The sequence below is a fragment of the Maricaulis sp. genome (assembly GCF_048270095.1).
In the GTDB taxonomy this organism is placed as follows: Bacteria; Pseudomonadota; Alphaproteobacteria; order Caulobacterales; family Maricaulaceae; genus Maricaulis.
The window spans coordinates 1-23,323 of sequence record NZ_JBLWTL010000009.1; the positions used below are offsets into that span (position 1 = coordinate 1).

General features: G+C 62.5%; 25 protein-coding genes. 11 read left to right on the plus strand and 14 right to left on the minus strand.

The genetic code is table 11. From position 1 onward, the window contains the following. The 8 genes from ACN0YJ_RS07115 to ACN0YJ_RS07150 form a co-directional block, all read right to left on the minus strand. Window positions 1-592, minus strand: a 592-nt coding sequence (locus ACN0YJ_RS07115) for an AI-2E family transporter (protein WP_417495759.1), incomplete at its 3' end; no start/stop codon positions are given. Between the two features lie 349 nt (window positions 593-941). Next, complete coding sequence (locus ACN0YJ_RS07120) at window positions 942-1,889, minus strand: hypothetical protein (protein ID WP_417495760.1); 948 nt, start codon at window positions 1,887-1,889, stop codon at window positions 942-944. Window positions 1,890-2,302: 413 nt separating this feature from the next. Then, complete coding sequence (locus tag ACN0YJ_RS07125; RefSeq protein ID WP_417495761.1) at window positions 2,303-3,898, minus strand: TRAP transporter large permease; 1,596 nt, start codon at window positions 3,896-3,898, stop codon at window positions 2,303-2,305. A gap of 1 nt (window position 3,899) precedes the next feature. Then, entirely contained in the window at window positions 3,900-4,685 is a 786-nt protein-coding gene (locus ACN0YJ_RS07130) for a TRAP transporter small permease subunit (protein ID WP_417495762.1), read from the minus strand. Window positions 4,686-4,687: 2 nt separating this feature from the next. After that, a complete protein-coding gene (locus ACN0YJ_RS07135; RefSeq protein WP_417495763.1) occupies window positions 4,688-5,815 on the minus strand; it encodes a TRAP transporter substrate-binding protein in 1,128 nt (375 codons plus the stop codon). 22 nt (window positions 5,816-5,837) lie between these two features. Next, window positions 5,838-6,608 (minus strand): arginyltransferase, encoded by a 771-nt coding sequence (locus ACN0YJ_RS07140; RefSeq protein WP_417476313.1) that lies wholly within the window; start codon window positions 6,606-6,608, stop codon window positions 5,838-5,840. Between the two features lie 55 nt (window positions 6,609-6,663). After that, window positions 6,664-8,472, minus strand: coding sequence for an SLC13 family permease (locus tag ACN0YJ_RS07145; protein ID WP_417476312.1), 1,809 nt, complete (start codon window positions 8,470-8,472; stop codon window positions 6,664-6,666). A gap of 159 nt (window positions 8,473-8,631) precedes the next feature. Continuing rightward, complete coding sequence (locus ACN0YJ_RS07150) at window positions 8,632-9,546, minus strand: flagellar motor protein MotB (RefSeq protein ID WP_417488758.1); 915 nt, start codon at window positions 9,544-9,546, stop codon at window positions 8,632-8,634. Between the two features lie 87 nt (window positions 9,547-9,633). Between ACN0YJ_RS07150 and ACN0YJ_RS07155 the strand changes: the two genes are divergently transcribed. Beyond that, on the plus strand, window positions 9,634-10,098 hold the full coding sequence (locus tag ACN0YJ_RS07155) for a flavin reductase family protein (protein ID WP_417495764.1): 465 nt from the start codon (window positions 9,634-9,636) through the stop codon (window positions 10,096-10,098). Here ACN0YJ_RS07155 and ACN0YJ_RS07160 read toward each other — a convergent pair. After that, window positions 10,080-12,407, minus strand: a complete 2,328-nt coding sequence (locus ACN0YJ_RS07160; RefSeq protein ID WP_417495765.1) for a penicillin acylase family protein — start codon at window positions 12,405-12,407, stop codon at window positions 10,080-10,082. The two genes, ACN0YJ_RS07155 and ACN0YJ_RS07160, sit on opposite strands and share 19 nt — an antisense overlap. A gap of 1 nt (window position 12,408) precedes the next feature. On the opposite strand from ACN0YJ_RS07160, the gene ACN0YJ_RS07165 reads away from it, so the two are divergent. The 4 genes from ACN0YJ_RS07165 to ACN0YJ_RS07180 are packed head-to-tail and all read left to right on the plus strand — an operon-like array spanning window position 12,409 to window position 15,542. After that, window positions 12,409-13,338, plus strand: a complete 930-nt coding sequence (locus ACN0YJ_RS07165) for an NAD(P)-dependent oxidoreductase (protein ID WP_417495825.1) — start codon at window positions 12,409-12,411, stop codon at window positions 13,336-13,338. A 4-nt stretch (window positions 13,339-13,342) separates the two neighbouring features. Beyond that, window positions 13,343-14,365: a TIGR00341 family protein gene (locus ACN0YJ_RS07170; RefSeq protein WP_417476308.1), complete on the plus strand. Its 1,023-nt coding sequence runs from the start codon at window positions 13,343-13,345 to the stop codon at window positions 14,363-14,365. Between the two features lie 11 nt (window positions 14,366-14,376). Beyond that, entirely contained in the window at window positions 14,377-14,916 is a 540-nt protein-coding gene (locus ACN0YJ_RS07175; protein WP_417495766.1) for a hypothetical protein, read from the plus strand. Continuing rightward, on the plus strand, window positions 14,913-15,542 hold the full coding sequence (locus ACN0YJ_RS07180; RefSeq protein ID WP_417476306.1) for a trimeric intracellular cation channel family protein: 630 nt from the start codon (window positions 14,913-14,915) through the stop codon (window positions 15,540-15,542). The genes ACN0YJ_RS07175 and ACN0YJ_RS07180 overlap by 4 nt, the downstream gene beginning before the upstream one ends. A 56-nt stretch (window positions 15,543-15,598) precedes the next feature. Here the strand turns inward: ACN0YJ_RS07180 and ACN0YJ_RS07185 are convergent, their stop codons facing one another. The 5 genes from ACN0YJ_RS07185 to hemB form a co-directional block, all read right to left on the minus strand. Next, the gene (locus tag ACN0YJ_RS07185) at window positions 15,599-16,075 is read right to left on the minus strand and encodes a GNAT family N-acetyltransferase (RefSeq protein ID WP_417495767.1); all 477 of its coding nucleotides are present in this window, start codon (window positions 16,073-16,075) and stop codon (window positions 15,599-15,601) included. Between the two features lie 245 nt (window positions 16,076-16,320). Then, window positions 16,321-16,647 (minus strand): hypothetical protein, encoded by a 327-nt coding sequence (locus tag ACN0YJ_RS07190; RefSeq protein ID WP_417495768.1) that lies wholly within the window; start codon window positions 16,645-16,647, stop codon window positions 16,321-16,323. Between the two features lie 155 nt (window positions 16,648-16,802). Further along, window positions 16,803-17,123 carry a hypothetical protein gene (locus ACN0YJ_RS07195; protein WP_417476303.1) on the minus strand — a complete coding sequence of 107 codons (321 nt, stop codon included), beginning with the start codon at window positions 17,121-17,123 and terminating at the stop codon, window positions 16,803-16,805. A gap of 66 nt (window positions 17,124-17,189) precedes the next feature. Next, on the minus strand, window positions 17,190-18,335 hold the full coding sequence (locus tag ACN0YJ_RS07200; RefSeq protein ID WP_417495769.1) for a trans-sulfuration enzyme family protein: 1,146 nt from the start codon (window positions 18,333-18,335) through the stop codon (window positions 17,190-17,192). Window positions 18,336-18,338: 3 nt separating this feature from the next. Next, window positions 18,339-19,322: a porphobilinogen synthase gene (gene hemB / locus ACN0YJ_RS07205; protein ID WP_417495770.1), complete on the minus strand. Its 984-nt coding sequence runs from the start codon at window positions 19,320-19,322 to the stop codon at window positions 18,339-18,341. Between the two features lie 109 nt (window positions 19,323-19,431). Between hemB and ACN0YJ_RS07210 the strand changes: the two genes are divergently transcribed. The 6 genes from ACN0YJ_RS07210 (at window position 19,432) to ACN0YJ_RS07235 (ending at window position 23,313) form a co-directional block, all read left to right on the plus strand. Further along, entirely contained in the window at window positions 19,432-20,568 is a 1,137-nt protein-coding gene (locus tag ACN0YJ_RS07210) for an isobutyryl-CoA dehydrogenase (protein WP_417488750.1), read from the plus strand. Window positions 20,569-20,640: 72 nt separating this feature from the next. Further along, on the plus strand, window positions 20,641-21,045 hold the full coding sequence (locus ACN0YJ_RS07215; RefSeq protein WP_417495771.1) for a hypothetical protein: 405 nt from the start codon (window positions 20,641-20,643) through the stop codon (window positions 21,043-21,045). A 52-nt stretch (window positions 21,046-21,097) separates the two neighbouring features. Next, window positions 21,098-21,361 carry a type II toxin-antitoxin system Phd/YefM family antitoxin gene (locus tag ACN0YJ_RS07220; protein ID WP_417495772.1) on the plus strand — a complete coding sequence of 88 codons (264 nt, stop codon included), beginning with the start codon at window positions 21,098-21,100 and terminating at the stop codon, window positions 21,359-21,361. Continuing rightward, window positions 21,349-21,783, plus strand: a complete 435-nt coding sequence (locus ACN0YJ_RS07225; RefSeq protein ID WP_417495773.1) for a type II toxin-antitoxin system VapC family toxin — start codon at window positions 21,349-21,351, stop codon at window positions 21,781-21,783. The genes ACN0YJ_RS07220 and ACN0YJ_RS07225 overlap by 13 nt, the downstream gene beginning before the upstream one ends. Continuing rightward, entirely contained in the window at window positions 21,780-22,247 is a 468-nt protein-coding gene (locus ACN0YJ_RS07230; RefSeq protein ID WP_417495774.1) for a hypothetical protein, read from the plus strand. The genes ACN0YJ_RS07225 and ACN0YJ_RS07230 overlap by 4 nt, the downstream gene beginning before the upstream one ends. A 4-nt stretch (window positions 22,248-22,251) precedes the next feature. Further along, window positions 22,252-23,313: an enoyl-CoA hydratase/isomerase family protein gene (locus ACN0YJ_RS07235; protein ID WP_417495775.1), complete on the plus strand. Its 1,062-nt coding sequence runs from the start codon at window positions 22,252-22,254 to the stop codon at window positions 23,311-23,313. Window positions 23,314-23,323 lie beyond the last annotated feature (10 nt).

A 23,323-nucleotide genomic window follows, 5' to 3' on the forward strand; every position in this document is an offset into this window, starting at 1 on the left:
CCTTGCGCACCATCGGGATCAGGGCGAGGGCCTGGCGGCCGGGTTCGCGTCGGGTCAGCAGGAAGAAGAAGAGGGCATAGAGCAGGATGAAGAGATTGAGCGCCGCGATCAGCACGCCGCCCCTACCGGCGCGAAGGCTCGAGACCAGGATGCGCCCGACCGATCCGGCCAGCGATCCGATCTGGGTCGCGATTGTGGCCTGATACTGGATCATTTCGTCGCGGAAGGGCAGCCAGGCGGGCAGGCTGTCGAGTCCGTTTGTCCGGATCAGCGTCACCTGTTCCTGCACCCAGGGCGTCACCATGGTGGTGACCTCGATCGCCTGCTCTGCCACGACGCCGAGCAGGATGGAGGCGGGGATGATAAAAGCCAGCACCGAGCCGGTGACGAGCAGGCCGGCAGCAATCCCCTTGCGTCCGCCCAGCTTGCCGCTGAGCCAGTCCTGCGGCGTCTGCAGGAAGAGGGTCAGCACGGCGGCCAGGAAGAGCGCAGCGAGATAATCGCGGATCATCCACAGGAAGATCCAGGAGATCACCAGCGCCAGAACGATAATGAAGCCCCGCTCGAGGGCAATTTTGCGGATCGGGGTCATGGGGCGTGGTGATCCTGTGCGCGGTGACGGTGAGGCATACTAGCGCGTCGGCTGGATTCGCCAAGAGTGGGCGCGGGCGTTCCCACCGAATTAGAGGGGGGAGAGTGAGCGCTTGGTGGCGGCTCGCTCGGGACCACAAACGGGCGAATGGATGCGCAGGATGGACCTCTCGCGATCGGAGGCAACAGCGTCAGATGAATTTTGAACGTTGCGAAGTGACGGCTTCAAGGAGCGGAAGGTTATTTGTGTGACGCTTCAGCGGGCCGGGGAGTGTCGGCGTCAAATCGGCTTGGTCCATAGCCTCCATTCTAGCGGGGTAGGGTAGCACTCCCATTTGCCCGGGTTGTAGTCAAAAACCGGCGGCGCGCACCAACTGGTTGGCGACGATTATCGAAGCTGCGGCTGCGAAACACCAAGTTACGATCCGGTACGTCCATACCGCGGGAGATGGCCCAATCGTCCTTACAGCTAGCGCGGGAAGCAAAAGAGTGAATGCAGTCATGCAAATATTCCCCGATGCTGACGCGGCAATAGACACCCAGTTGCCCTCCCGGAGAAATTCAGGACCCGATCCGTTCGCGAGCATGTCGACCGTCATGGCCGTAGAAGCAACAAGTGCAACGATATGAGTAGCTCGCGCGTTGCGCAGGGTTAGATGTGATTGCTTCGGTACGTTTAACCGCTCACTTTCGCGAAAGTTTAGGAATTGCGCAGCAAAGGTCGTGAGCATTATTGGGCGCCTGAGATTAGGGCGCTTGAGCGGATAAATGCATTGCGGTTCGAAATTCAACAGCCGTATTAATTTCGATGTGTGATCTGGGTTATCCGGCTCTAATTGATCCAGTAATTTCAAATCTTTTAGTAAATTTGGTGTGTATGACGACTTTGGCGGAATTGATATGTCTTCAACCACCATTGGACAAAGCGATTTCCCATCTTTAAAAAGGTCCGCTGTCAATTTAACTACATGGCCAGCATCGCCGAAATTCTCAAACTTAATCAATCTGTCTCTTGATAACTCGTCCGCATTCGGAACTGTAATTTGGACGTCCCACTTCCACCGTCGATTGAATGGTGGTGACGTCATGGAAAATTTCTTTCGGGCGCGTCGCGCCCGATCATCATCCCATTCGAGCATGTCCCGGCGCACGTCTCGGCGCGCGCGCCGGAGCTCGTCCCGGGCAGCTTGGCGTTGCCACTTCGCTTCAAGCTGTTCGCGTTTCTTCTCAGCGCGTAGCTTGTGCCCTCGCTCTCCCAAGACGCCCATCCAGATAAGAAAAACTACTATCCAGCCCATCTTCAATAGCCCTGCACGCCATTTTTCTAAGAGTGTTGTAAGATAGCTGAAGGGGCTAAGCCAATATAATATACATTATGCTGGTGTTGAGTGAGCACTAAATTTTGCATATTTTTCGTCGCCTGCCCCCCTCCTGTGTGGCTGGGCTCAACAATAGTTTACACGCCACACCAACTCATTGAAACAATTGACGCCACAAGCGTCGCAGTTTATAGCTTATCCGTGGAATTCACATAAAGAACGCTTAATACTTAATCTGTTGCTCAAGCGGCCTGTCACACTTTTCCTCTGAACTAGAAATATTATCTGACGACGCGCTCAGTCGTAGTGCCGGCTGGATCGAGCTCCAATATCCTTACCAGCTCTACCGCCTTCGGTGGGACCTCCTCCATCTAGGAACAGCCCCCCCCCCTTTACCCGTAAAGCCATTCCGGCAATCCCGTCGCCAGCCATGGCAATAACACCACCGCCCCGATCGCCAGGATCTGGATAATCACGAACGGGATGGCGCCGCGATAGATCGCGGCGGTTGTCACCGTCGGCGGGGCGACGCCGCGCAGGTAGAAGAGGGCGAAGCCGAAGGGCGGGGTGAGGAAGCTGGTCTGGAGATTCATCGCCATCAGCACGCCCAGCCAGACCGGGTCGATGCCCATCATCAGCAGGATGGGCGCGACGATCGGCACGACCACGAAGGTGATCTCGATGAAGTCGAGGAAGAAGCCGAGCAGGAACATCACCAGCATCACCACGGCCAGCGCGCCATACTTGCCGCCGGGCACGGCGGCGAGGGCGTGCTGGACCACCACATCGCCGCCAAGCTCGCGGAAGATGAGCGAGAACAGGGCGGCGCCGATCAGGATGACGAAGACCATGGCCGAGATATTGGCGGTTGAGGCCATGACATCATCGAGCACGCCGGAGCGTTTCAGGCGCACAAGGCTGAGCGCGGCACCGATCACGGTGATGACGACCAGCACGAAGGCGAGCAGTGTGGCGGCGGGCCCGAGATCGGCGACATAGAGCCGTCGTTCGCCGCCGATATTGGCCAACAACACCAGGGCAAACAGGCCGAGCAGCGCGGCCAGGCCGGCAAAGGCGACCAATTGCCCTGCCAACGGGTTTTTCGCGGCGCCGGCATTGCGGGCTCCTGCAATGAAGGTCGCGCCGACCGCGCCGACACCGGCGGCTTCCGTTGGCGTGGCGACCCCGGTCAGGATCGAGCCGAGTACGGCAGTCATCAGCGCCAGCGGCGGCAGCAGGGCGTGCAGGAGCTGGCCCCAATCAGTGGCGCCTTCGCTGGCCGGAGCGGCGGGCGCGTCCTTGGGGCGGAAGATGGCGATGCCGACCTGGTAGAGAATATACATCCCGACCAGCAAAATGCCCGGGATCAGCGCGCCGGCGAAGAGATCGCCGACGGAGACGATGTCGGGCGAGAAAATACCCTGCGAGCGTTGCGCTTCCTGATAGGCATTGGAGATCTGGTCGCCGAGCAGGACCAGTACGATGGAGGGCGGGATGATCTGGCCCAGCGTGCCGGAGGCGGCAATCGATCCGGCGGCAAGCTCCGGCGAATAGCCGCGCTTGAGCATGGTTGGCAGCGACAAAAGCCCCATCGTCACCACGGTGGCGCCGACAATCCCGGTCGAGGCGGCCAGCAGGGCGCCGACAATGATCACCGAAATACCCAGACCGCCCCGCATACTGCCGAACAGGGCGCCCATGGCTTCGAGCAATTCCTCGGCGATGCGCGATTTTTCCAGCATCACGCCCATGAAGACGAAGAGCGGCACGGCAACGAGGATGGAGCGGTCGACCTCCATCAGATTGCCGTAAATGCGCTGCGGGAAGGCGCGCAAATGCACCGGGTCAAACAGGTCCAGCGCCAGGCCGAGCAGGGCAAAGCCCAGCGCCACACCGGCCAGGGTGAAGGCGACCGGATACCCGCGCAGCAGGGCGGCAAAGGCGGCCAGGAACATCAAGAAGGGCAGGGCTTCGATGAAGAGGCTCATCTCACAACTCCCCGGCACTGGCATTGGCCGGCGTGTCCGGCGCCTTGTCGCCGGCAATCGTCAGCGCAGCGCGCGCGGCCATGGAGATGCCTTGCAAAATCATCAGCACCGCGAACAGGGGAATGGCGGTTTTCAGGGCAAAGACGAGCGGCAGGCCGTCGGCCTCGCGCGAGCGTTCCAGGATACGCCAGGTGGAATTCATATAGCCGGTCGAGGTCCACAGAATGAGGATATTCATCGGGATCAGCGCCAGATAGGTGCCGATCAGATCGACCCAGGCTTTGCCGCGCTCATCCATCTTGGCGTAGAAAATATCAACGCGGACATGGCCATTGGCCAGCAGGGTCGAGGCCGAGGCGAACAGGAAGAGGAAGGCGTGCATATAGATCACGCTCTCGGCCAGCTTGGTCGAGGCATAGCCGAACACATAGCGCTGCACGACGACAGTCGCGGTGGCAATCACCAGGCCCAGGGCAAACCAGCGCGCGGCCCCGCCAATGCTGGAACTGACCGTGTCGATGAGGCTGATCGCGCGGCGCAGGCCGCCGGTCAGGGCGCCGGGCAGGGCCATGAAACGGCCCGCCAGCGCGGCCAGGAGCGGGATCAGCAGAAGCGGCCAGCCGATCCGGCCCAGCAGGCCCAGCCCGCTTCCGGCAGTATGGGCGCTGCTGGCCAGATGATCGGCGGACCATGCGGCGACGCCGCCGCCCGTGAGGATATCGACCAGGGTCAGCGCCAGCACCAGGGCCCCCAGGGTCAGGATGAGTCTATCGCCCGCCCGCATCATGCCTAGCCGCCCAGCACGCGTTCGCGCTGCGCCATATAGGGCATTTCGGAAATCCGGTCCCAGCTGCGCATCGAATTGCGGGCGCCGAGATAGCTGTCATAGACCCGCCGTGTCATCGCATCGCTATTGCCGGTATCGGCGACAACCTGTTCGGAAATCGTGCCGATCCGGTCCCAGATCGCGTCGCTGAAGGCGCGCAATTGCACGCCATGCTGATTGACCAGAACATCGAGGGCGAGGGCGTTTTGATACTGGAATTCGGCGAGACACTGATTATTCGCCGCCCAGCAGGCCTGTTTCAGGATTGCCTTGTGGTCCGCGTCGAGGCCATTCCAGACATCGAGATTAATCCCGACCGCCAGGCTCGAACCGGGTTCGTGGAAGCCCGGGCCATAATAATAGGGCGCTTCGCGATAGAAGCCGAAGGCAAGGTCATTCCAGGGGCCGACCCATTCGGTCGCGTCGATGGCGCCCGATTGCAGCGCCGGATAGATCTCGCCGCCTGACAGGGTAACGGCCGCCGCGCCCAGTTCGCGCAAGACTGATCCGCCCAGGCCGGGCATGCGCATGCGCAGGCCGCGGAAATCCTCCAGCGTGTTGATCTCGCGCTTGAACCAGCCCGCCATCTGATGACCGGAATTGCCGGCCTGGAAGGGCTTGATGTTGAACTGGGCCGACAGCTCGTCCCACAGGGCCTGACCGCCGCCAAACTCGACCCAGCCCATGATTTCCGAAGCCGTCATGCCCATCGGCACGGCGGTGAAGAAATTGAAGGCTTGCGACTTGCCCTGCCAGTAATATTCGGCGCCGTGATACATGTCGGCCGTGCCTTCGGAGACCGCATCGAAGGCCTCGAAAGCGCTGACCAATTCGCCGGCGGCATAGACGCGAACGTCGAGCGAGCCGCCCGAGGCGGCATTGGCGAAGGCGGCAACATTATTGGCTGCGGTACCGAGGCCGGGGAAATTGGCTGGCCAGGTCGTGACCATGCGCAATTGCTTGACGCCGCGCAGAATGGCGGGTGAAGCCGGTGACCCGGATTGGGTGTTGCTTGACGTGCTGTCACCGCAAGCCGTGGCTACCGTGGCCGCGGCGATACTCGCACCGCTGAGAAATGTGCGTCGATCCATGCTGGTCTCCCCCAAGAGCGCGTCAGTCGTGTCGCGGATTGCAGTCTATGTCGTCCTCATCGTCGAATTCCAGCTCGGCATGCGGCTGCCACCCGGCGGGGGTCAGCACTTGCAGGGGCTGGAATTCGGCCTTGTACGCCATTTTGCGGCTGCCGCGTACCCAATAGCCCAGATAGACGAAGGGCAGGCCGGCGAGTTCTGCCTGGCGGATCGCGTCGAGGATCATATAGGCGCCCAGGCTGCGGCGCTCTGCCTCCGGTTCGAAGAAGCTGTAGATCATCGAAATTCCGTCACGCAGCACGTCTGTGAGGACGGCCGCGATCAGGTCGCCCTCACGATCGCGATATTCGGTGACATGCGTGCGCTGGGCACCATCCTCGACCATCATCACGTATTCGCTGAACGACATGCCCGCCATATCGCCGTCGTGATGGCGGCTGTCGAGATAGCGGTCGAGCAGTTCATATTGCTCAAGCGTGGCGCCAACCGCGTCCGTGGAGACCCGCAAATCGCTGTTGCGTGACAGGATTTTCCGCCAGCGCCGCTTCCAGTTGAAATGCCCGACATCAATGCGCGAGGAGCGGCAGGCATCGCATTTCTCACAGGCGGGGCGATAGAGCACCGCCTGGCTGCGGCGAAACCCGGCATGGGTGAGGGCGTCATTGAGGGCCGGGCCCTCGCCGACCTCGATGCGCGTGAACACCTTGCGCTCCATCCGGTCCGGCAAATAGGGGCAGGGCGCGGAGGTGGTCAGGAAGAAGGGGATTTGCTGGGTGGCAAACGGGTGGGTCACGTTCTCGCCTTGGGTTGATTCAGGTCAGGTGTTCAGCTCACTGCCAGAAGCGCGCTCAAGCCCCACCGAGCGCGAAATGCAGGGCAATATAGGCCGTATATCCGACCCAAAACAAGAGGATAAGTGGCGTGCCGGCGCGCAGATAGTCGACGAAGCGGTAATGTCCGGGCCCCATCACCAGCAGATTGGTCTGATAGCCGATCGGCGTTGCGAAGGAGGTATTGGCGGCCAGCAGGACGGTCATCGCGAACAGGGTCGGGTCCAGCCCCATCTGATTGGCGGCGCCGATGGCGATCGGTGTAAACAGGATGGCGGTGGCGCTGTTGGACAGGACATTGGTCAGGATGGCGACCAGAATGAACATGGCCGACATCAGCACCACCGGACCGAAGGGCGAGAAGGCTGAAACGACGCCCAGCGCCAGCAGGTCAGCCGCGCCGGTGGCCTGCATCGCCGTGCCCAGCGCGATGGCCGAACCGATCAGAAGATAGACCCGCATGTCCACAGCGCGCGCCGCCTGGCGTGTATTGAGGCAGCCACCGGCGATCATCGCGACGGCGCCGAGGAAGGAGGCGACCGCAATCGGCATGGCGCCGGTCGCGGCAAACAGGACGACGCCAGCGAAAATCGCCCGCGCAATATTGGCGCGGCGCGGGTCGGCCAGGGCGGTCGAGGACCATTCCATCAACAAGAGGTCGCGATCGGCCCGCATGGAGCGCATCGAATTGGAGGTCCCGAACAACAGCAGGGTATCACCGGCTTCGAGCCGGATCTCGCCCATGCGCGAGCGGATCATGCGGCTGCGGCGCTGAATCCCCAGCACGACACAGCCGGTGGAATGGCGAAAGCCGATCTGGGCAATGGTGCGGCCGATCAGGCGCGAACCGGGCGCGACGACGGCCTCGGTCATTTTCAATTGATCGCCCGGGCTGGGCTCATCGCCTGGACCGGCCGTCTGCAGCAGGCCGCGCATGAAGTCGGCATTCTTCGACAATAGCGCGGTCAGGGTCTGGCGGGTTGTCGCGACGATGACCAGATCTCCGGTCCGCAATTCAATCTGGTCGAAGGGTGGCAGCAGGGCGTGCTCGCCGCGCTGGATCATCCGCACCGTCATGTCGGGCAGGTCGACGAACATGCCGGCGACCGGCTTTTTGCCGACCAGGGGGTGATCGCTGGTGACGTCGAGCTGGGCGATGAATTGGCGGCCCCCCGCACCGGCCAGTTCCTCTTCCATGGAGGAATGGTCTGGCAGGAGTCTGGGCAGGATAAACATCACGTAGACGATGCCGATCGCGGCGAGAAAGAGGCCGGGCGCGGTCGGCGCGAAAAAGCCGAGATGGATGCCCGATGTCGACATCAGCGAATCGGCCACCAGGAGATTGGTCGAGGAACCGATCAGCGTCGTCATGCCGGCGAATATGCAGATATAGCTCAGCGGGATCATGAGTTTGGACGGGCTTTGCTCCATCCGCTTGGCGATGGCGCCAAGGATCGGCACGAACATCACCACGACCGGCGTGTTGTTGATGAAGGCGCTGATCACGAAGACGAAGGCGAACATGCCCAGCAGCGTCGCCTTGGGGTATTGATCGAAGGAGCGCAGCAGGGCCTGGGTCGGGCCTTCCATCGCGCCGGTCTGGAAAATGCCCTGGCCGACGATCAGCAGCGCCATGATGGTGATCAAGGCCGGGTTGGCGAAGCCGGCCAACAGGACGCTGACCGTGGGATTATCGCTTTCGAGCGGGAAAATATGGAAGAAAACCAGCAGGATCGCGACGATTGCCGCGGACACCATTTCAATGGCGAAGCGTTCCCAGCAATAGAAAACGATGGCGATGCACAGGCCGCCCAATACGGCCCACATCTGCCAATCATCTACAGACGTTATTTCCGGCATATTTTCGATTCAGGAAGCATCGGGCCCGATCTGGCCCTGATGCAAGGCTAGCATATGCCCCGCGCGCTTGCGAAGCCCTTTTGGTGCAAGCCGCTACCATCCGCATGCAGAAGACTGCCTCAGGGATCAGAGTTCGTGACCGGCCGGCAGGATTGGCGCTTCGCGCAGCAGGACGATCGAGATGCGGCGATTGCCGGGCATGAAGGGGTCATCGGGATAGAGCGGCTCAGAGCCGGCCTTGCCGCGCACTTCATAGATGCGGTCATCGCTGATACCGGCTTCCTGGACGACGCCCCGTGCCGCATTGGCGCGGTCAGCCGAGAGGTTCCAGTTGGTATAATTGCCGCTGCCGGTTGGCCCCGAATCCGTATGTCCGGAGATGGAAAGCCGGTTGGGCAGGCGTTCCGCGATGCCGGCGATGGCGTTGAGCAGGGTGACGGCCCGCGGATTGGGTTCGGCAGCACCCGGCGCGAACATCGGCCGGCCCTCCTGGTCGATCAGCTGGATCCGCAATCCTTCCGGGGTGATATCCATGATGACATGGTTGGACAGTTCGGCCAGTTCCGGCATGGACTGCATCGCCTGGCGCAAGGACATCGCCGCGCTCTGGAACATGGCGTCCTCGCGGCGCTGTTGCGCCTGCGCCATGGCGGACTGGGTTACATCCGGCGAGTCGGTGGATTCCGACGTCGAGGCCGGTGTGGCCTGTTCACTGTCATCGCTGTCCTGGGGCACGGTTGGCGCCAGTCGGCGCACCATGGACGCATCGCCATTGCCCTGCACGCCGTCCTGGCCGGGCGTGGTGCCGCCGAAGGGCTGGCCGGAACCGGAGGTCGAGGGGCTGACGCTGGCCGGGGCGAAATAGTCGGCAATGCCGCGTTTTTGTTCCGGTGTGGTGGTGTTGATCAGCCACATCAGCAGGAAGAAGGCCATCATCGCGGTCACGAAATCGGCATAGGCGACCTTCCAGGCGCCGCCATGGTGTCCGCCTGCGACCTTGGTGATCTTCTTGATGATGATCGGCCTGTCATTCGCCGCCATGTCTACCCACCTTGTTTAATCTCACCCAACTCCTGTAGACCGTTAACGTTAAGGGCAGGTTTCGAGCCGGATTGCGAAGGGAAGACCTTGATTGATAACCGCGCATTCCGTGACGCACTGGGGTGTTACCCGACCGGGGTGACCATTGTGTCGACCTATTCCGGCGGCGCGGCCCTGGGCATGACCGTCAATTCCTTTGCCTCGGTCTCGCTCGATCCGCCGCTGGTGCTGTGGTCGATCGAACGCTCGACGCACCGCTATGACCTGCTGCGCAATGCCCGCGACTACGTGATCAATATCCTCGCCCATGATCAGCGCGAAATGGCCGAGGCCTGCGCCCAGGAAGCGGATCTCGCTCTGTGCGGTGCAAGCTGGACCGGCGATGTCGCGCCCATGATTGACGGCGCCGTCGCGCGGCTGGTCTGCCGCCAGCATGCCGTCCATGCCGGCGGGGACCACGACATCATCATCGGCGAGGTGATCGCCCTTGATACGCCGCGGACCGTAGCTTCGCTGGTCTTCGTGCGCGGCGGTTACGGCGAGGCGGGCTGAAGCCGCAGCCGCCGGGCACCGTCCGGCATCGTGTCCGGCGTCCAGTCGGTACGCACCTGGAAATACTCGCCCCGGCCCCAAAGCGGCGCCAGATCGGCATAATGGCGCGACAGCACATTGCCCGACTGGCCGGTGGTGATCATGAAGCGTGAATTATCCAGATCCGACAAATCATACAGCGAGCGGTAGGACGCGCCGTGGGTCACGGCATAGCCGGGCTGGCGGAAGGAGAAGGGCGCGACATTGACCGTCGATCCGTCGCCGGGCACCGGAGTGGTGATGGTGAACCAGTCCTTCAGGATCGGGAAGCTGGAAAACGGCGTGTGGTCGCTGCGCGCAAAATGCACATCACCCCATTGCCAGGATGCGATATCGCGCCCCTGGGAGGCCACCGTATTGGCGATGGCATCGTCGAGCGAGGCGCCGAGCAGATCATGGCAGGTCTCGACATCCCCGGTCAGCGTATCGTCGCACCAATGGCTCAGATCGCCGGTCAGGACATCCATCATGAAGACCCGGCGGTCGGCATACCAGCGATTGAATTGCGTCCCGAGTTCGTCGGCATAGACGCGCCGTTGCAGCTCCACCATCCAGGCTGAATAGATCAGCGGTTCGGGCCGGTCGACGGCCATGTCGGCATCCCAGTCCTGCAACAGGGCGAGGGCGTCCTGCCCGGCCGTCGTCAGGGGTTCCGCGCCCAGCAGGACCGGCAGGATGCGCAGTGCCATGTCGGAGACCGTATCGACTTGCAGCGCCTGCAGGCTGTCGAGATCGTGGCGCGGCTGCGCTTCAATACCGTGATAAATCCGGCGAATGCGGCTGACGCCATACCATTCGCTCGACAGGTAGTGAGGGTAATTGTCCGGGACAATCATGTTGTTGGCGGTGGCGATGAAGCCGCGCCCGGGATTGCGCGTGTGCGGCAGTTCATCGAAGGGAATGGTCGAGACCCACGCGCCGGCGGCGTCACGAACCGGGATCCGGGCCGGGGCGTAGAAGCCGATATCGCCATCGGTGGCGGCAAACACCATGCTTTGCTGCGGCGCGACGAAACTGCGGACCGCATCCACGAAATCATCCCAGCCGCGACCGCCGGCGATCGCCATGCCGACGCCGGGCGTGCCGTCATCAGCTTCGTCCAGCATCCATTGCAGGGCGAAGAAATCGGCACCTTCGGGCAGGGCATAGTCGAAATGCTCAGGGTCGAGCACCGGGCCGGTTGCGGTTTCGCGGCGCGTGATGGTGACATCGTCGCCAAAACGGACCTCGATGGTCTCATCGCGCGTCCCGGTCACATCGGCCTGGGTCACCGGATGCAGGTCACCGACATCGGGCCCGGTATTGGTGAAGCCCCAGGCGATATGGTCATTGCGTCCCAGCGTCACGAAGGGCGTGCCGGGCAGGGTGGCGCCCACGGTTGAGCCTTGCGGCGTGGTCACGCGGGCCAGATACCAGATATCCGGCGCCCGCAGGCCCAGATGCGGGTCATTCGCCAGGATCGGGGCACCGGTCGTGGTGCGGCTCGCGGCGAGGACCCAGTTATTGGAGCCGTCGCGGCCCGGGTCTTCCGGGCCAATGGCGGGCGGCGGGCTCTCGATTGCCGCAGGTGCGGACGCATCCGTCAGGCCGAGATCGGCCATGCTCAGCGAACGCGGCGCATCGGCGGGGTAGCGGCCAATGAATTCCTCGGTGCGCTCGGCGCCCAGCGCGGCTTCGAGCGCGGTGCGGGCCGGTTCCTGGAAGGCATTGCCAAACAGGTCAAGCGCGATCGCCTTGAAGACGGTGACGGTATCGGCAGGGGTCCAGGGCTCCGGCGCGACCATCAGGATCTGGTATTCCGGTGGGGCGACATAGCCCGGCGCGGTGATGACGGCGTTGACGCCATCGCTGTAGGCCTGCAGCGCGAGCTGCACGTCGTCGGGCAGATTGCCGACCGTTTCCTCGGCGACACGGGCCAGTCCCATGGTCCGGAAGAAAATGTCGGTATCCAGCGCATCGGGTCCGAGAATTTCGGCGAGCCGGCCGCGAATCGCCCGGCGGGTGATCTCCATCTGCCACATCCGGTCCTGGGCGTGCGCCGTGCCGAGGGCGAAATAGGCGTCGTGGGAATTGCCGGCAAAAATATGGGGCACACCATAGCGGTCGCGCACGATGTCGGTGGGGGCGTCCAGTCCCGCCAGTTCAAGCGTGCCGCTGGTCTGTGGCAGCGAGGCGTAGAGCCGGTTGGCGAAGACCAGCGCAAAGACGGCGATCGCCGCGACAAGAAGGCCGGCAGCGATGCCGCCGATGCGCAATACGGATTTGATCATGATGACTTGCTCCCCTGTGCGCGGGAGACTAGCAAGGGGACAGTCGAATTGGGAGTGGTCAATGGCACGGTGCGCATTTTTGGGTCTTGGCGTGATGGGCTTTCCGATGGCGGGCCATCTGGTGAAGGCCGGGCATGAGGTCAGTGTCTGGAACCGGACTGCTGCCAAGGCGGACGCCTGGGCGCAGCGCCATTCAGGACAGGCCGCAACGACACCGCAGGCGGCCGTCGCAGGCGCGGATTTCGTCTTCTTCTGCCTCGGCGATGATCCCGATGTGCGCATTGTCGCCGGGCAGGTGATTCCGGCCATGCAGCGCGGCGCCATTCTGGTGGATCATACGACTGCGTCCGCGGAACTGGCGCGCGAGCTTGATGAGCAGGCGCGTGCCGCCGGCATCGGCTTTGTCGATGCGCCGGTATCGGGTGGCCAGGCCGGCGCCGAGAACGGGCAATTGACCATTATGTGTGGCGGCAGCGAGGCCGATTTCGCGCGCGCTGAACCTGTGATGGATGCCTATGCCAAGGCGGCCTCGCTGATTGGCCCGGCCGGTTCGGGACAATTGGCCAAAATGGTCAATCAGATCTGCATCGCCGGCATTGTCCAGGGCCTGTCGGAAGGTCTTAATTTCGCCAAGCGTGCGGGGCTGGATCCGGCCAAGGTGATCGGTGCGATTTCCAAGGGGGCGGCCCAGTCCTGGCAGATGGAAAACCGCTGGGAGACGATGGTCGCAGGCAAATTCGATTATGGCTTTGCCGTTGACTGGATGCGCAAGGATTTGCGCATCACGCTCGATGAGGCGGGCCGTAATGGCGCTGAACTCCCGGTGACCGGCATGGTCGATCAATTCTACGCCGAAATCCAGGACGCGGGCGGCAGCCGCTGGGACACGTCGAGCCTGATTTTCCGTCTCGATTTCCCGGGAAAGGGCTGACGCCATGCGTCTGTTTGAACTCAGCATGGACGATGGCGACCGGGTCGGGCCTGTGCATCAGGCCGTGCTCGCGACCAATCCGCTCGATTGCAGCCTGACCGATGTCGATAGCGGCGGACGGCGGCTGATGCGTATGGTGTTCAGTGAAGGCGACGGCCAGAAGGCCCTCGACACGATTTCCACCATGCTGGAGCATCAGGAGGGCTGGCGCCTGGTGGTCTTGCCGGTCGAGGCCAGCCTGCCGAAGCTTGAGGCCGAACCCGATCCCGAGGCGAAGAAGAAAATCCGCACGGTCGCGCTGCGCGAGGAGATCTATCAGGACATCCAGGCCGGCACCAAGCTTGATCGCGATTTTCTGATTCTGACCATGCTCTCCACCATCGTGGTGGTATTCGGGCTGGCCGCCGACAATGTCGCCGCCGTGATCGGCGCGATGGTGATTGCGCCGCTGCTCGGGCCGATTCTGGCCTTCGCACTCGGATCCGCCCTGGGTGATTTCGAACTGATGAGCAAGGCGACCCGCACGGCGCTGTCGGGGCTTTTCCTCGGCATGGCAATCTCGGTCGTTATCGGTCTCGTCTTCGACGTCAATCTCGGCTCGGCCGAACTGACCAATCGCACGATTGTCGGGCTGGATTCGACGGCCCTGGCGCTGGCCTCCGGTGCTGCCGCCGCGCTGTCCATCGTGGCCGGCCTGCCCTCGACCCTGGTCGGGGTCATGGTTGCCGTCGCGCTTTTGCCACCGGCGGCATCGACCGGCTTGTTTGCCGGTTCCGGTGAGTGGGCGCTCGCCGGCCGCGCCGGGCTCTTGCTGATGATCAATATCGTCAGCGTCAATCTGGCGGCCTTGCTGGTCTTTTTCTTCAAGGGTGTGCGTCCGCGCACCTGGCTGGAACGCCGCTCGGCCAAGCGCTCGGTTTATATCAATGCTGCCGTCTGGGCGGTGCTGATCGTAGCGCTGACTGCGGTGGCGGTCTATCTGACCGTGCCGGGCGTGCCGGAAGTGCCCGGTGTGCCGCGGCCATGAAGGGCGAAGAGATGACACCAACGAGCAAAACGGACGCAAACGGCCTGATCCGCACAGATCCGATGGCGATGGAGGTCTGGAAACGGTTGACGAAGGGGTTCGCGACCTGGCGGCTGTTGCTGGTGGCCGGCTTCACCCGGCGTGGGCTCCACCATTTCGGCAATGACCATCTGACGCCGCTCAACAGGGCGGGCCACTGGAAGATCGGTCTCGGACTGCTCGGTGGCCTGAGCGAAGCCCAGATCGATTTTCTCACGACCTATGCCGAGTTGAATGCCAGCCGGGTGGACCGGTCGTTCCGGACCTACGCCTTGCTGTTGGTGACCCTGCCGGTCGGTGCGACCATCGGGATCAACGAGATCGACCGGGATATCTGGGACCGGCTGGGTTTCAGCCAGATCGAGTCGGTGATCGCTATTTTGGGACTGTGGGCCATCGCGGTCGGGATTTTGATGGCCGCCGCCTGGCGGGCGCGGGATCTCGCCGATCTGCTGGTGTTCGAGCAGGCCCGGCGCGAGCTGATGCGCGCGCAGCAGACCGCAACGCCATGAATGTCGGCTCGATCTTCCTGATCCTCGATTTTGCCGGGATCGGCTTCTTCGCTTTTTCCGGCGGCATGCTGGCGGCGCGCAAATCGCTTGATCCATTTGGTGCCGCGATCCTCGGGGCCGTCGCCGGCATGGGCGGCGGGACTTTGCGGGACGTATTATTGGGTGAATTGCCGGTCTACTGGATCGTTGAGCCCAAATATCTCTGGATCGCGCTGGGCGGCGCCTTGCTGGGCTATTTCCTGGCCCCCGGTGCGCAATGGCTGGCGACACGTCGCATCGTCCTGATCTGGGCTGATGCGATCGGCTTGGCGGTGTTCTGTGTCCTGGGCGCCCGTGCGGGCCTTGATGCCGGTGCCCACTGGACGATTGCGCTCCTGACCGGGGTGATGAGCGCCGCCTTTGGCGGGTTGTTGCGCGATATCATCGTCAATGATGTGCCGCTGGTCCTGCGCGAGGATATCTATGCGCTCGCGGCCCTGGCTGGCGCGGCCGCCTTCGTGGCGGGCATGGCGCTCGGCCTCGATCCCAGCTGGGTGACAATCGGCTCCGCCGTGCTTGCCTTCGTCCTGCGCGGCTGTGCGATTCAGTTCAAATGGTCCCTGCCGGCGATCACACTTGGCGATTAATCGCCCTGACGGGAAATGACCCGGCGCCACCTCGCAGTGACGCCGGGCCCCTCAATCTAGTCGTTTCGCTGCTTGGTCATGCGCACCATCGCGATCCCGTAATCGGGGTCGGTGAAGCTCTCCTGCATCACCCAGCCATGCTTGGTGTAGAAGTCGATCGCTTGCCGGTTATCCCGGAAGCTTTCGAGGCTGATCACCTCATGATCCGCGAACAGCATGGTCTCCGCCTCGGACAGGAGGGCTGAACCGACGCCGCTGCGATGGCGATCAATTGTCACCATCATCAGATCGACCGTATTGCCGCGCAGGGCGCAGGCGCCGATCACCTCGCCATCAGCCACGGCGACGCGCGTAAAGGCATTGCGGTCGGTATAGTATTGCGGCACCGCGCCCGAGGCGATGTAGCCCTCCACCATAATGGCCCCGATCACGTCGGGATATTTGACCCGGATCGTCCGGTAGGAGAGGGCGGTGAGGGGCTCGACATCGTCCAGCGTGGCGGGACGAAGTAGAATAATTCTGTTGTTTTTCAATGGTCTGTTCCTGAAATAGAAAAGCGATCCGCGCCGGCATGGCCGGGCGGAGTGGGGTTTTCAAACCAGCCCGCTGCATCAGCGGGCTGTATCAGGACTCAAGTATGAGGCGCATAAACGCTCCGATTGGATGAGGGGGCACGCTAGGTTTGGGCGACGACCCGGTCAAGGGGCCGGGCGAATGAAAAGAGCTCCGGACCAGGGCCCGAAGCTCTTCATCGTCATGGGATTGACGGTGTCGGCGGCTATTCGCTCGACATGCCGGGAATGAGGCGTTCCGCGGTGGCCATCACAATCACCATCAGGGATGCCGCCGAGAGCACGGCGCCGTAATTACTGAAGATCGCGGTCAGATAGGCACCGACCGCCGGGATTGGTCCCAGCGCGCTGGCACCGCCGACGGCGAGGAAGATGGCGGCCAGGATGACGGCGCGGCGATGGTCGCCCTTGATGAAGAAGCCGCAGGCGAGGCCGAGTATGGCGAGGACGAGGCCTGCCATTTCAAAAGTGAAGAATGCGAAAGCAATCGCGACAAGGGCCGAGATGGCCCAGATGATTTTGTCCAGTGACATGAGATTCTCCCCAGGGTGTTTATTGGAAAACTACGCACTTGAACCACAACATAGGCCTGACGTTACGCCCGATACTGATCTGGGTGCAAGCATAAATCATCAACATGTAGTGGAATGCTACGGGACGCTCTCAAGATGTGGCGTTGACCTTTGGGTCAGCCCTGGGTTTCGGCCGGTCGCACGAGCGCGGGATTCATGGCGCGCAAGGCGAGCCAGGCACAGGCGGTGATCAGCCCGGCCAGTCCGGCGAGAAAAGCGGGCAGGGGCCAGTGCGTCGACACGTGCATCGCTACGGGAATGCTCACCAGGGCAAGGCCCAGGCTGATTAGCAGGCCCGGGCCGATGGCCCAGCGCAGCCGGCTGCCGCAATGCGGGCAATTGAAGTGGCCGCCGGTATTGGCCGTCGCGATTTCCCTGCCGGGGAGATCGACGGCGCAGGCCGGACAGGTCTTCTTCAGGCCCAGTTGTGACAACATGCGAGCCTCCGCTGGCAATACATTGAAAGCTTGCGCTCCAGTCATGGGCGCGTCAAGGGTGTATCTCTAGGTGGAGGCGTCGGCCAGCGCGCCTTCCAGATCCGCCAGCAAATCCTCGGCGCGTTCCAGCCCGACCGAGACGCGCACCAGATCGTTCGGCGTCGGGCTGGCCGGGCCTTCAATCGGTTTGCGATGCTCGATCAGGCTCTCGACGCCGCCCACCGACGTGGCCTGGATGAAGAGCCTGGTGCGTGAGGCCAGCTTGCGGGCTGCTTCATGCCCGCCCTTGAGCCGCAGGGAGAACAGGCCGCCAAAACCGCCCGTCATCTGGCGTGCGGCGATGGCATGGCCCGGATGGCTGGGCAGGCCCGGATAGAGCACCGCGCTGAGAGCCGGGTGGCCGGTCAGCTTTTCGGCGAGGAATAATGCCGTCTCGCTCTGGCGCTCAAAGCGGACCCAGAGCGTGCGCAAGCCGCGCAGCATCAGCCAGGTCTCGAAGGCGCCGGGGATGGCGCCGGTGCGGGTGTGGATCTCGGTGATCTCGGCCCAGCGATCATTCAGCTCGCGCGTCGCCAATACGCCAGCCAGCACATCGGAATGGCCATTGAGATATTTGGTCGCCGAATGCATCACGATATCGGCGCCCAGGGCCAGGGCCTGGGTGGTGCACGGCGGGGCACAGGTCGAATCAACGGCCAGTGTGGCACCGGCCGCATGGGCAATCTGCGCGCTGGCAGCGATGTCGACAACGGCCCAGGACGGGTTGGCCGGGCTTTCAATCCAGACCAGATCCGTGCCGGGCTTGCAGGCGGCTTTCAGCGCGTCGGTATCGCCGGGCGTGACCAGATCAAGCGTGATCCGGCCCTTGGCGGCTGTGCGCTGCAACAAGGCCTTGGCGCCGTAATACATCTCGCTCTGCGCCACGACATGGCCGCCCGTCGGCACGCTCTCCACCACGGCGGCAATCGCCGCCATGCCGGAGGCAAATAGCTTGGCTTCCGGCGCGCCTTCCAGCATCGCCAGCACCCGCGCCGCCTGGAATTCATTCGGCCCCGCCGGGCGGCGATAATCCGTCTCGCCGATCAGCTGGTTGTCGGCATCGCGGGCAAAGGTTGTCGCCGGATGGATCGGCGGGATCACGGCGCCGGTGGCGGCATCGATGGCGTGCATCGCCTGGGCAGTGAGGGATTCGCGGGAGGGGGGCTTGGTCATGAGCTATGCCCCCAGCGCCATCGCCGCCCGCCGCGCATAATACGTCACAATCCCCGACGCCCCGGCGCGCTTGAAGGCCAGCAGGCTCTCCAGCATGCAGCGTTCGCCATCGATCCAGCCGTTTGCGGCGGCCGCCTCGATCATGGCGTACTCGCCGGAGACCTGGAAAGCGAAGACGGGGATGTCGAAATTATCGGCGAGCAGGCGCACGATATCGAGATAGGGCAGGCCCGGCTTGACCATCACCATGTCGGCACCCTCGGCAATATCGAGCTCGACCTCGCGCAGGGCTTCCGCCGCATTGCCGGGATTCATCTGATAGGTCTTCTTGTCGCCCTTCAGCGCTGCGGCCGAGCCGATCGCCTCGCGATAGGGGCCGTAAAACCCGGAGGCGTATTTGGCGGCGTAGGAGAGGATCATCGTATTGTAATGGCCCTCGAATTCGAGAGCCTCGCGGATGGCGCCGATACGGCCATCCATCATGTCGGACGGGGCGCAAACATCGCAGCCGGCTTCCGCCTGCACCAGCGCCTGCTCGATCAGGCGCTCAATGGTGGCATCATTATCAATCGTCTCGCCATCGAGCACGCCGTCATGGCCATGCGTGGTGAAGGGATCGAGCGCAACATCGCAGATCACGCCGAGATTGGGCGCGGCCTCCTTGATGGTGCGAATCGCGTTGGGGATCAGCCCGTCGCGATTGACCGCCTCGGCGCCATCCTCATCCTTCTTTGCCGGATCGATATGCGGGAAGATGGCCAGCGCCGGTATTCCGAGTGCTTGAGCTTCCTTCGCGGCCCTGGCGAGGCCTTTCAGCGTCAGGCGCTCAACGCCGGGCATGGCCGCAATCGGTTCGGGTGTGTCCTGGTCGGTGATGACGACCGACCAGATCAGGTCGTTGCTGGTGAGGGCGTTCTCCTGCACCAGGCGGCGCGTCCAGTCATGCTGGCGCAGGCGGCGAAGGCGGGTGGCGGGGAAGAGGCCCATGGCATTGTCCTTGGCTGGTCAAACATCTCAAACTTGCGGCACGAACTTGCGGCGCTGGCACTTGCGCGATACGCCATGACAAACACTCATAGCCGACAGGAAGCCCGCTGTGCACTTCGCTCTCACTGAAGATCAGATACTGATTCAGGACGCCGCCCGCAATTTCTCCAATGACCGCCTCAAGCCCAATGCGGCGAAGTGGGATGAGGACAAGCATTTCCCGGTCGATGCCCTGCGCGCTGCCGCCGAAATGGGCTTTGCCGGTATCTATACGCGCGAGGATGTTGGCGGCTCGAACCTGTCACGCCTCGATGCCTGTTTGATCTTCGAACAATTATCGCGCGGATGTGTCGCAACGGCGGCCTTCCTCTCGATCCACAATATGTGCGCCTGGATGATCGATAGCTGGGGCACCGAGGAACAGCGCCAGCGCTTCCTGCCCGACATGATGTCGATGGACAAGATTGCCTCCTATTGCCTGACCGAGCCGGGCGCCGGCTCCGACGCCGCCAGCCTGCGTACCAAGGCCGTGCGCGATGGTGATCACTACATCCTCAACGGTGCCAAGGCCTTCATCTCCGGCGCCGGGACGTCGGATTATTATGTTGTGATGTGCCGCACCGGCGGTGATGGACCCAAGGGTATTTCCACCATACTGGTCGAAAAGGACACGCCGGGGCTCACCTTCGGTGCCAATGAAAAGAAGATGGGCTGGAATGCCCAGCCGACCCGGATCGTCAATTTTGCCGACTGCCGCGTTCCCGTCGCCAATCGCCTGGCCGATGAGGGCATGGGCTTCACCCTGGCGATGAAGGGGCTCAATGGCGGCCGCATCAATATCGGTGCCTGTTCGCTCGGCGGTGCCAGCGAGGCGATCGACCTGGCGCTGGACTATGTCTCGACGCGGCAGCAATTCGGACGCGCCATCGGCCAGTTCCAGGTGTCGCAATTCAAGCTGGCTGATATGGCAACCGAGCTGGAGGCCTCGCGCCTGATGCTCTACCGCGCTGCGGCCTCGGTGGATGCCGGGGACCCGTCAGCCGCGAAATATTGCGCCATGGCCAAGCGCTTTGCGACCGATGCCTGTTTCGATATCGCCAACCAGGCGCTGCAGCTGCATGGCGGCTATGGCTATCTCAAGGATTACCCGCTCGAGCGCATCGTGCGCGATTTGCGGGTGCACCAGATCCTGGAAGGCACCAATGAGATCATGCGGGTGATCATCGCCAAGGATTTGATGCGCTAGGAGCATTTTCAGCAAAAGTGGGAACCGGTTTTGCGGTTCGAAAATGCGACAAGGCGAAGAGCAGGAGCCGGCATGACCGAAGACGTCCCCCAACGGAAATTCGCTTCCTCGATGGAGGCTTTTGAACATGCCTGTGCCGAGCACGACACCTTGATCGTGCCTGAACATCCCATGCTCGCCATGGTGATGGAATCGGTCGCGGGCGATGGACTGCGCGCTGAAGGCGATGGCTGCGCAGAACTGACCCTGAGAGTGGCATCGGAAGATGGCGGTTTCGTTGTTATTTCTCGCACCACATTCGCGCCGAAACAGCCGCTGCAGCCCGGTGATCTGGTCTGCTGGGTGCCCTTGCAACAGGACGCTGAACTCGCCGCCCGCGCCCAGGATGCCCGCTTTGGCTGGGTCGGCCTGGTCTTCGCCTCATTCGAGCCGGAATGGGTCGAGGATGAATGGGTCGTGCGCGAGTTTTTCGAATGACGCGAGGCGTGTAATTTGCTATTCTGACCATGTTTATGGTCAGAGGTGAGGCATGATTGAAGTCGGTGTTCTGGAAGCCAAGACGCGGCTGTCTTCGCTGCTCGATGCCGTCGAGCGCGGCGAGGGGCCCTTCGTGATTACCCGCTATGGCAAGCGCATTGCCGTGTTGTCGCGGGAGGAACCCTATGTCGATAAGAAGCTGTCCGGTGAAGAGCTGGTGGCCAAGCTGAAGGCGTTTCGGGAGACGCAGCTGCCCTGTCCAGAGCTTGACGGGCTCAGCTGGGAAGAGCTCAGGGCTGAGGCGTGGCGGAGCTAGGCCCGCTTGTCGTTGATGCGTCCGCTGCTCTCGGCTGGGTGCTGAAAACCCAAGGGGGCCCGTGCAGTGACAAGTTTCTGGCCCAACTCCGGCGCTATCGATTGATCGCGCCCGATGTGTTCGCTTGGGAGACCGGCAATGTCCTGCGCCTCTGGGCGGTGCGGGGGAGCCTCGATCTCGCCGCCGCGCTACGCGAACTCCACGATTTGCGTGTCACTATTCTGCCGCCACGAGTGTCCGGGCATATCTATGAACTCACAGCATTCGCACGTTCGGTCGGATTGAGCCTGTTCGACACCGCCTATCTCGCCCTCGCCATTGAATCTGGCGGAGAACTGGCATCGAGAGACAAAGCCCTGTTGACGGTGGCGCGGGCAAACGCCATCCCTTGTCATGATTTGAGCGAGCCGAGGCTGTCATGACGCAGGAGCTAGAGGTGCTGGATGAGGGCCACAAGGGTTGGCTCTCCTGGATTGTGGCGCGTGACCACTCGACCCGTTCATCGCGACACCGCCTCGATAGCCTTCTCCCCCGCATGGCCTTGCTGGGCGAGGCCGCCTGCGGGCGGCCAATCGGGAAAGGTTGGCAGGAGATATCGCGTAAAGCCGCAGAACTCCGGGCTCACAATTTTGCGAAATCTGGACTAGCCTACGCACCTATTAGAGCCCGTCTGCGTGAGGGTCTGGTTGAGCGCAAGGCCCGGTTATTTTTCGAGCACTTCGCGGAGGATGCGAGGGCTTTTACGAATTGCAGTTTGGTTGCAAATCTGGAAGGCCAGCAAACTGTTGCCGGCTGGGATCCAATCTCGGCCTCGACCTTTGACATGGCGTTCGGTTTGACCGGTGAGCAAGTGACTGGAATTTTCTGTATTGAGGACGAGGATTGATCGAATGCCCGAAGAACCCGAAATCATCGCCCGCAAGACCGGCCATATCGGTCGCATCACCCTAAACCGTCCCAAGGCGCTCAATGCGCTGACCCATGGCATGTGCCTGTCGATGATCGAGGCGCTTCAGGCCTGGGCTGAAGACGATGCCGTGCAAGCCATTGTGGTCGACGGGGCCGGGGAGAAGGGGTTTTGCGCCGGCGGCGATATCCTCAAGCTTCACGATAGTGGCAAGGCCGGTAATGACGACGCCTGGCTGTTCTGGCGCGATGAATACCGGCTCAACACCCTGATCCACCACTATCCCAAACCCTATATCGCGCTGATCGACGGGATCGTGATGGGCGGCGGCGTCGGGGTGTCGGTACATGGCTCTCACCGGGTTGCAGGCGACAGGACGATGTTTGCCATGCCGGAGACGGGCATCGGCTTTCATCCCGATGTCGGCGGCGCCTGGTTCCTGCCACGTCTGGGTGGCGAGATCGGAACCTGGATGGGCCTGACCGGTGCGCGCCTGAAGGCGCCTGATTGCATCGCCGCCGGCCTGGCCACGCATTACTGCCCCTCGGCACAAAACGAGGCCCTGATTGCGGCGCTGGAAAACGCCGACCTCACCGGGGAGGATGCATTGGAAGTCCTGCTGGAGGAGTTCTCCGGCGATCCCGGTGACAGCGACCTGGCTCTGACACGGACGCTGATTGATGCCGCCTTCGCTGGCGACAACGTTGAGGCGATGATCGAACGGATGACGGGCGCCGGTGATGCCTGGTCGACCAAACAGCTCAAAATCCTCGCCGGAAAATCACCGACGGCGCTCAAACTCACCCTGGCAGGCTTGCGCGCCGGTGCGGACCTGAGCTTTGAGGGCGTGATGCGCCAGGATTTGCGCCTGAGCGCCTGGTGTCTGACCGGGACGGATTTCTACGAGGGTGTGCGCGCTGTCATCATCGACAAGGATAATGCGCCAGTCTGGTCGCCGGCCAGCTTGGTCGAAGTCGATGACCTGGCCATCGCTGCGGCATTCGCGCCGCTTGACGACACCCATGAAATGACTTTCCTCGACTGAGGCTTGGCGC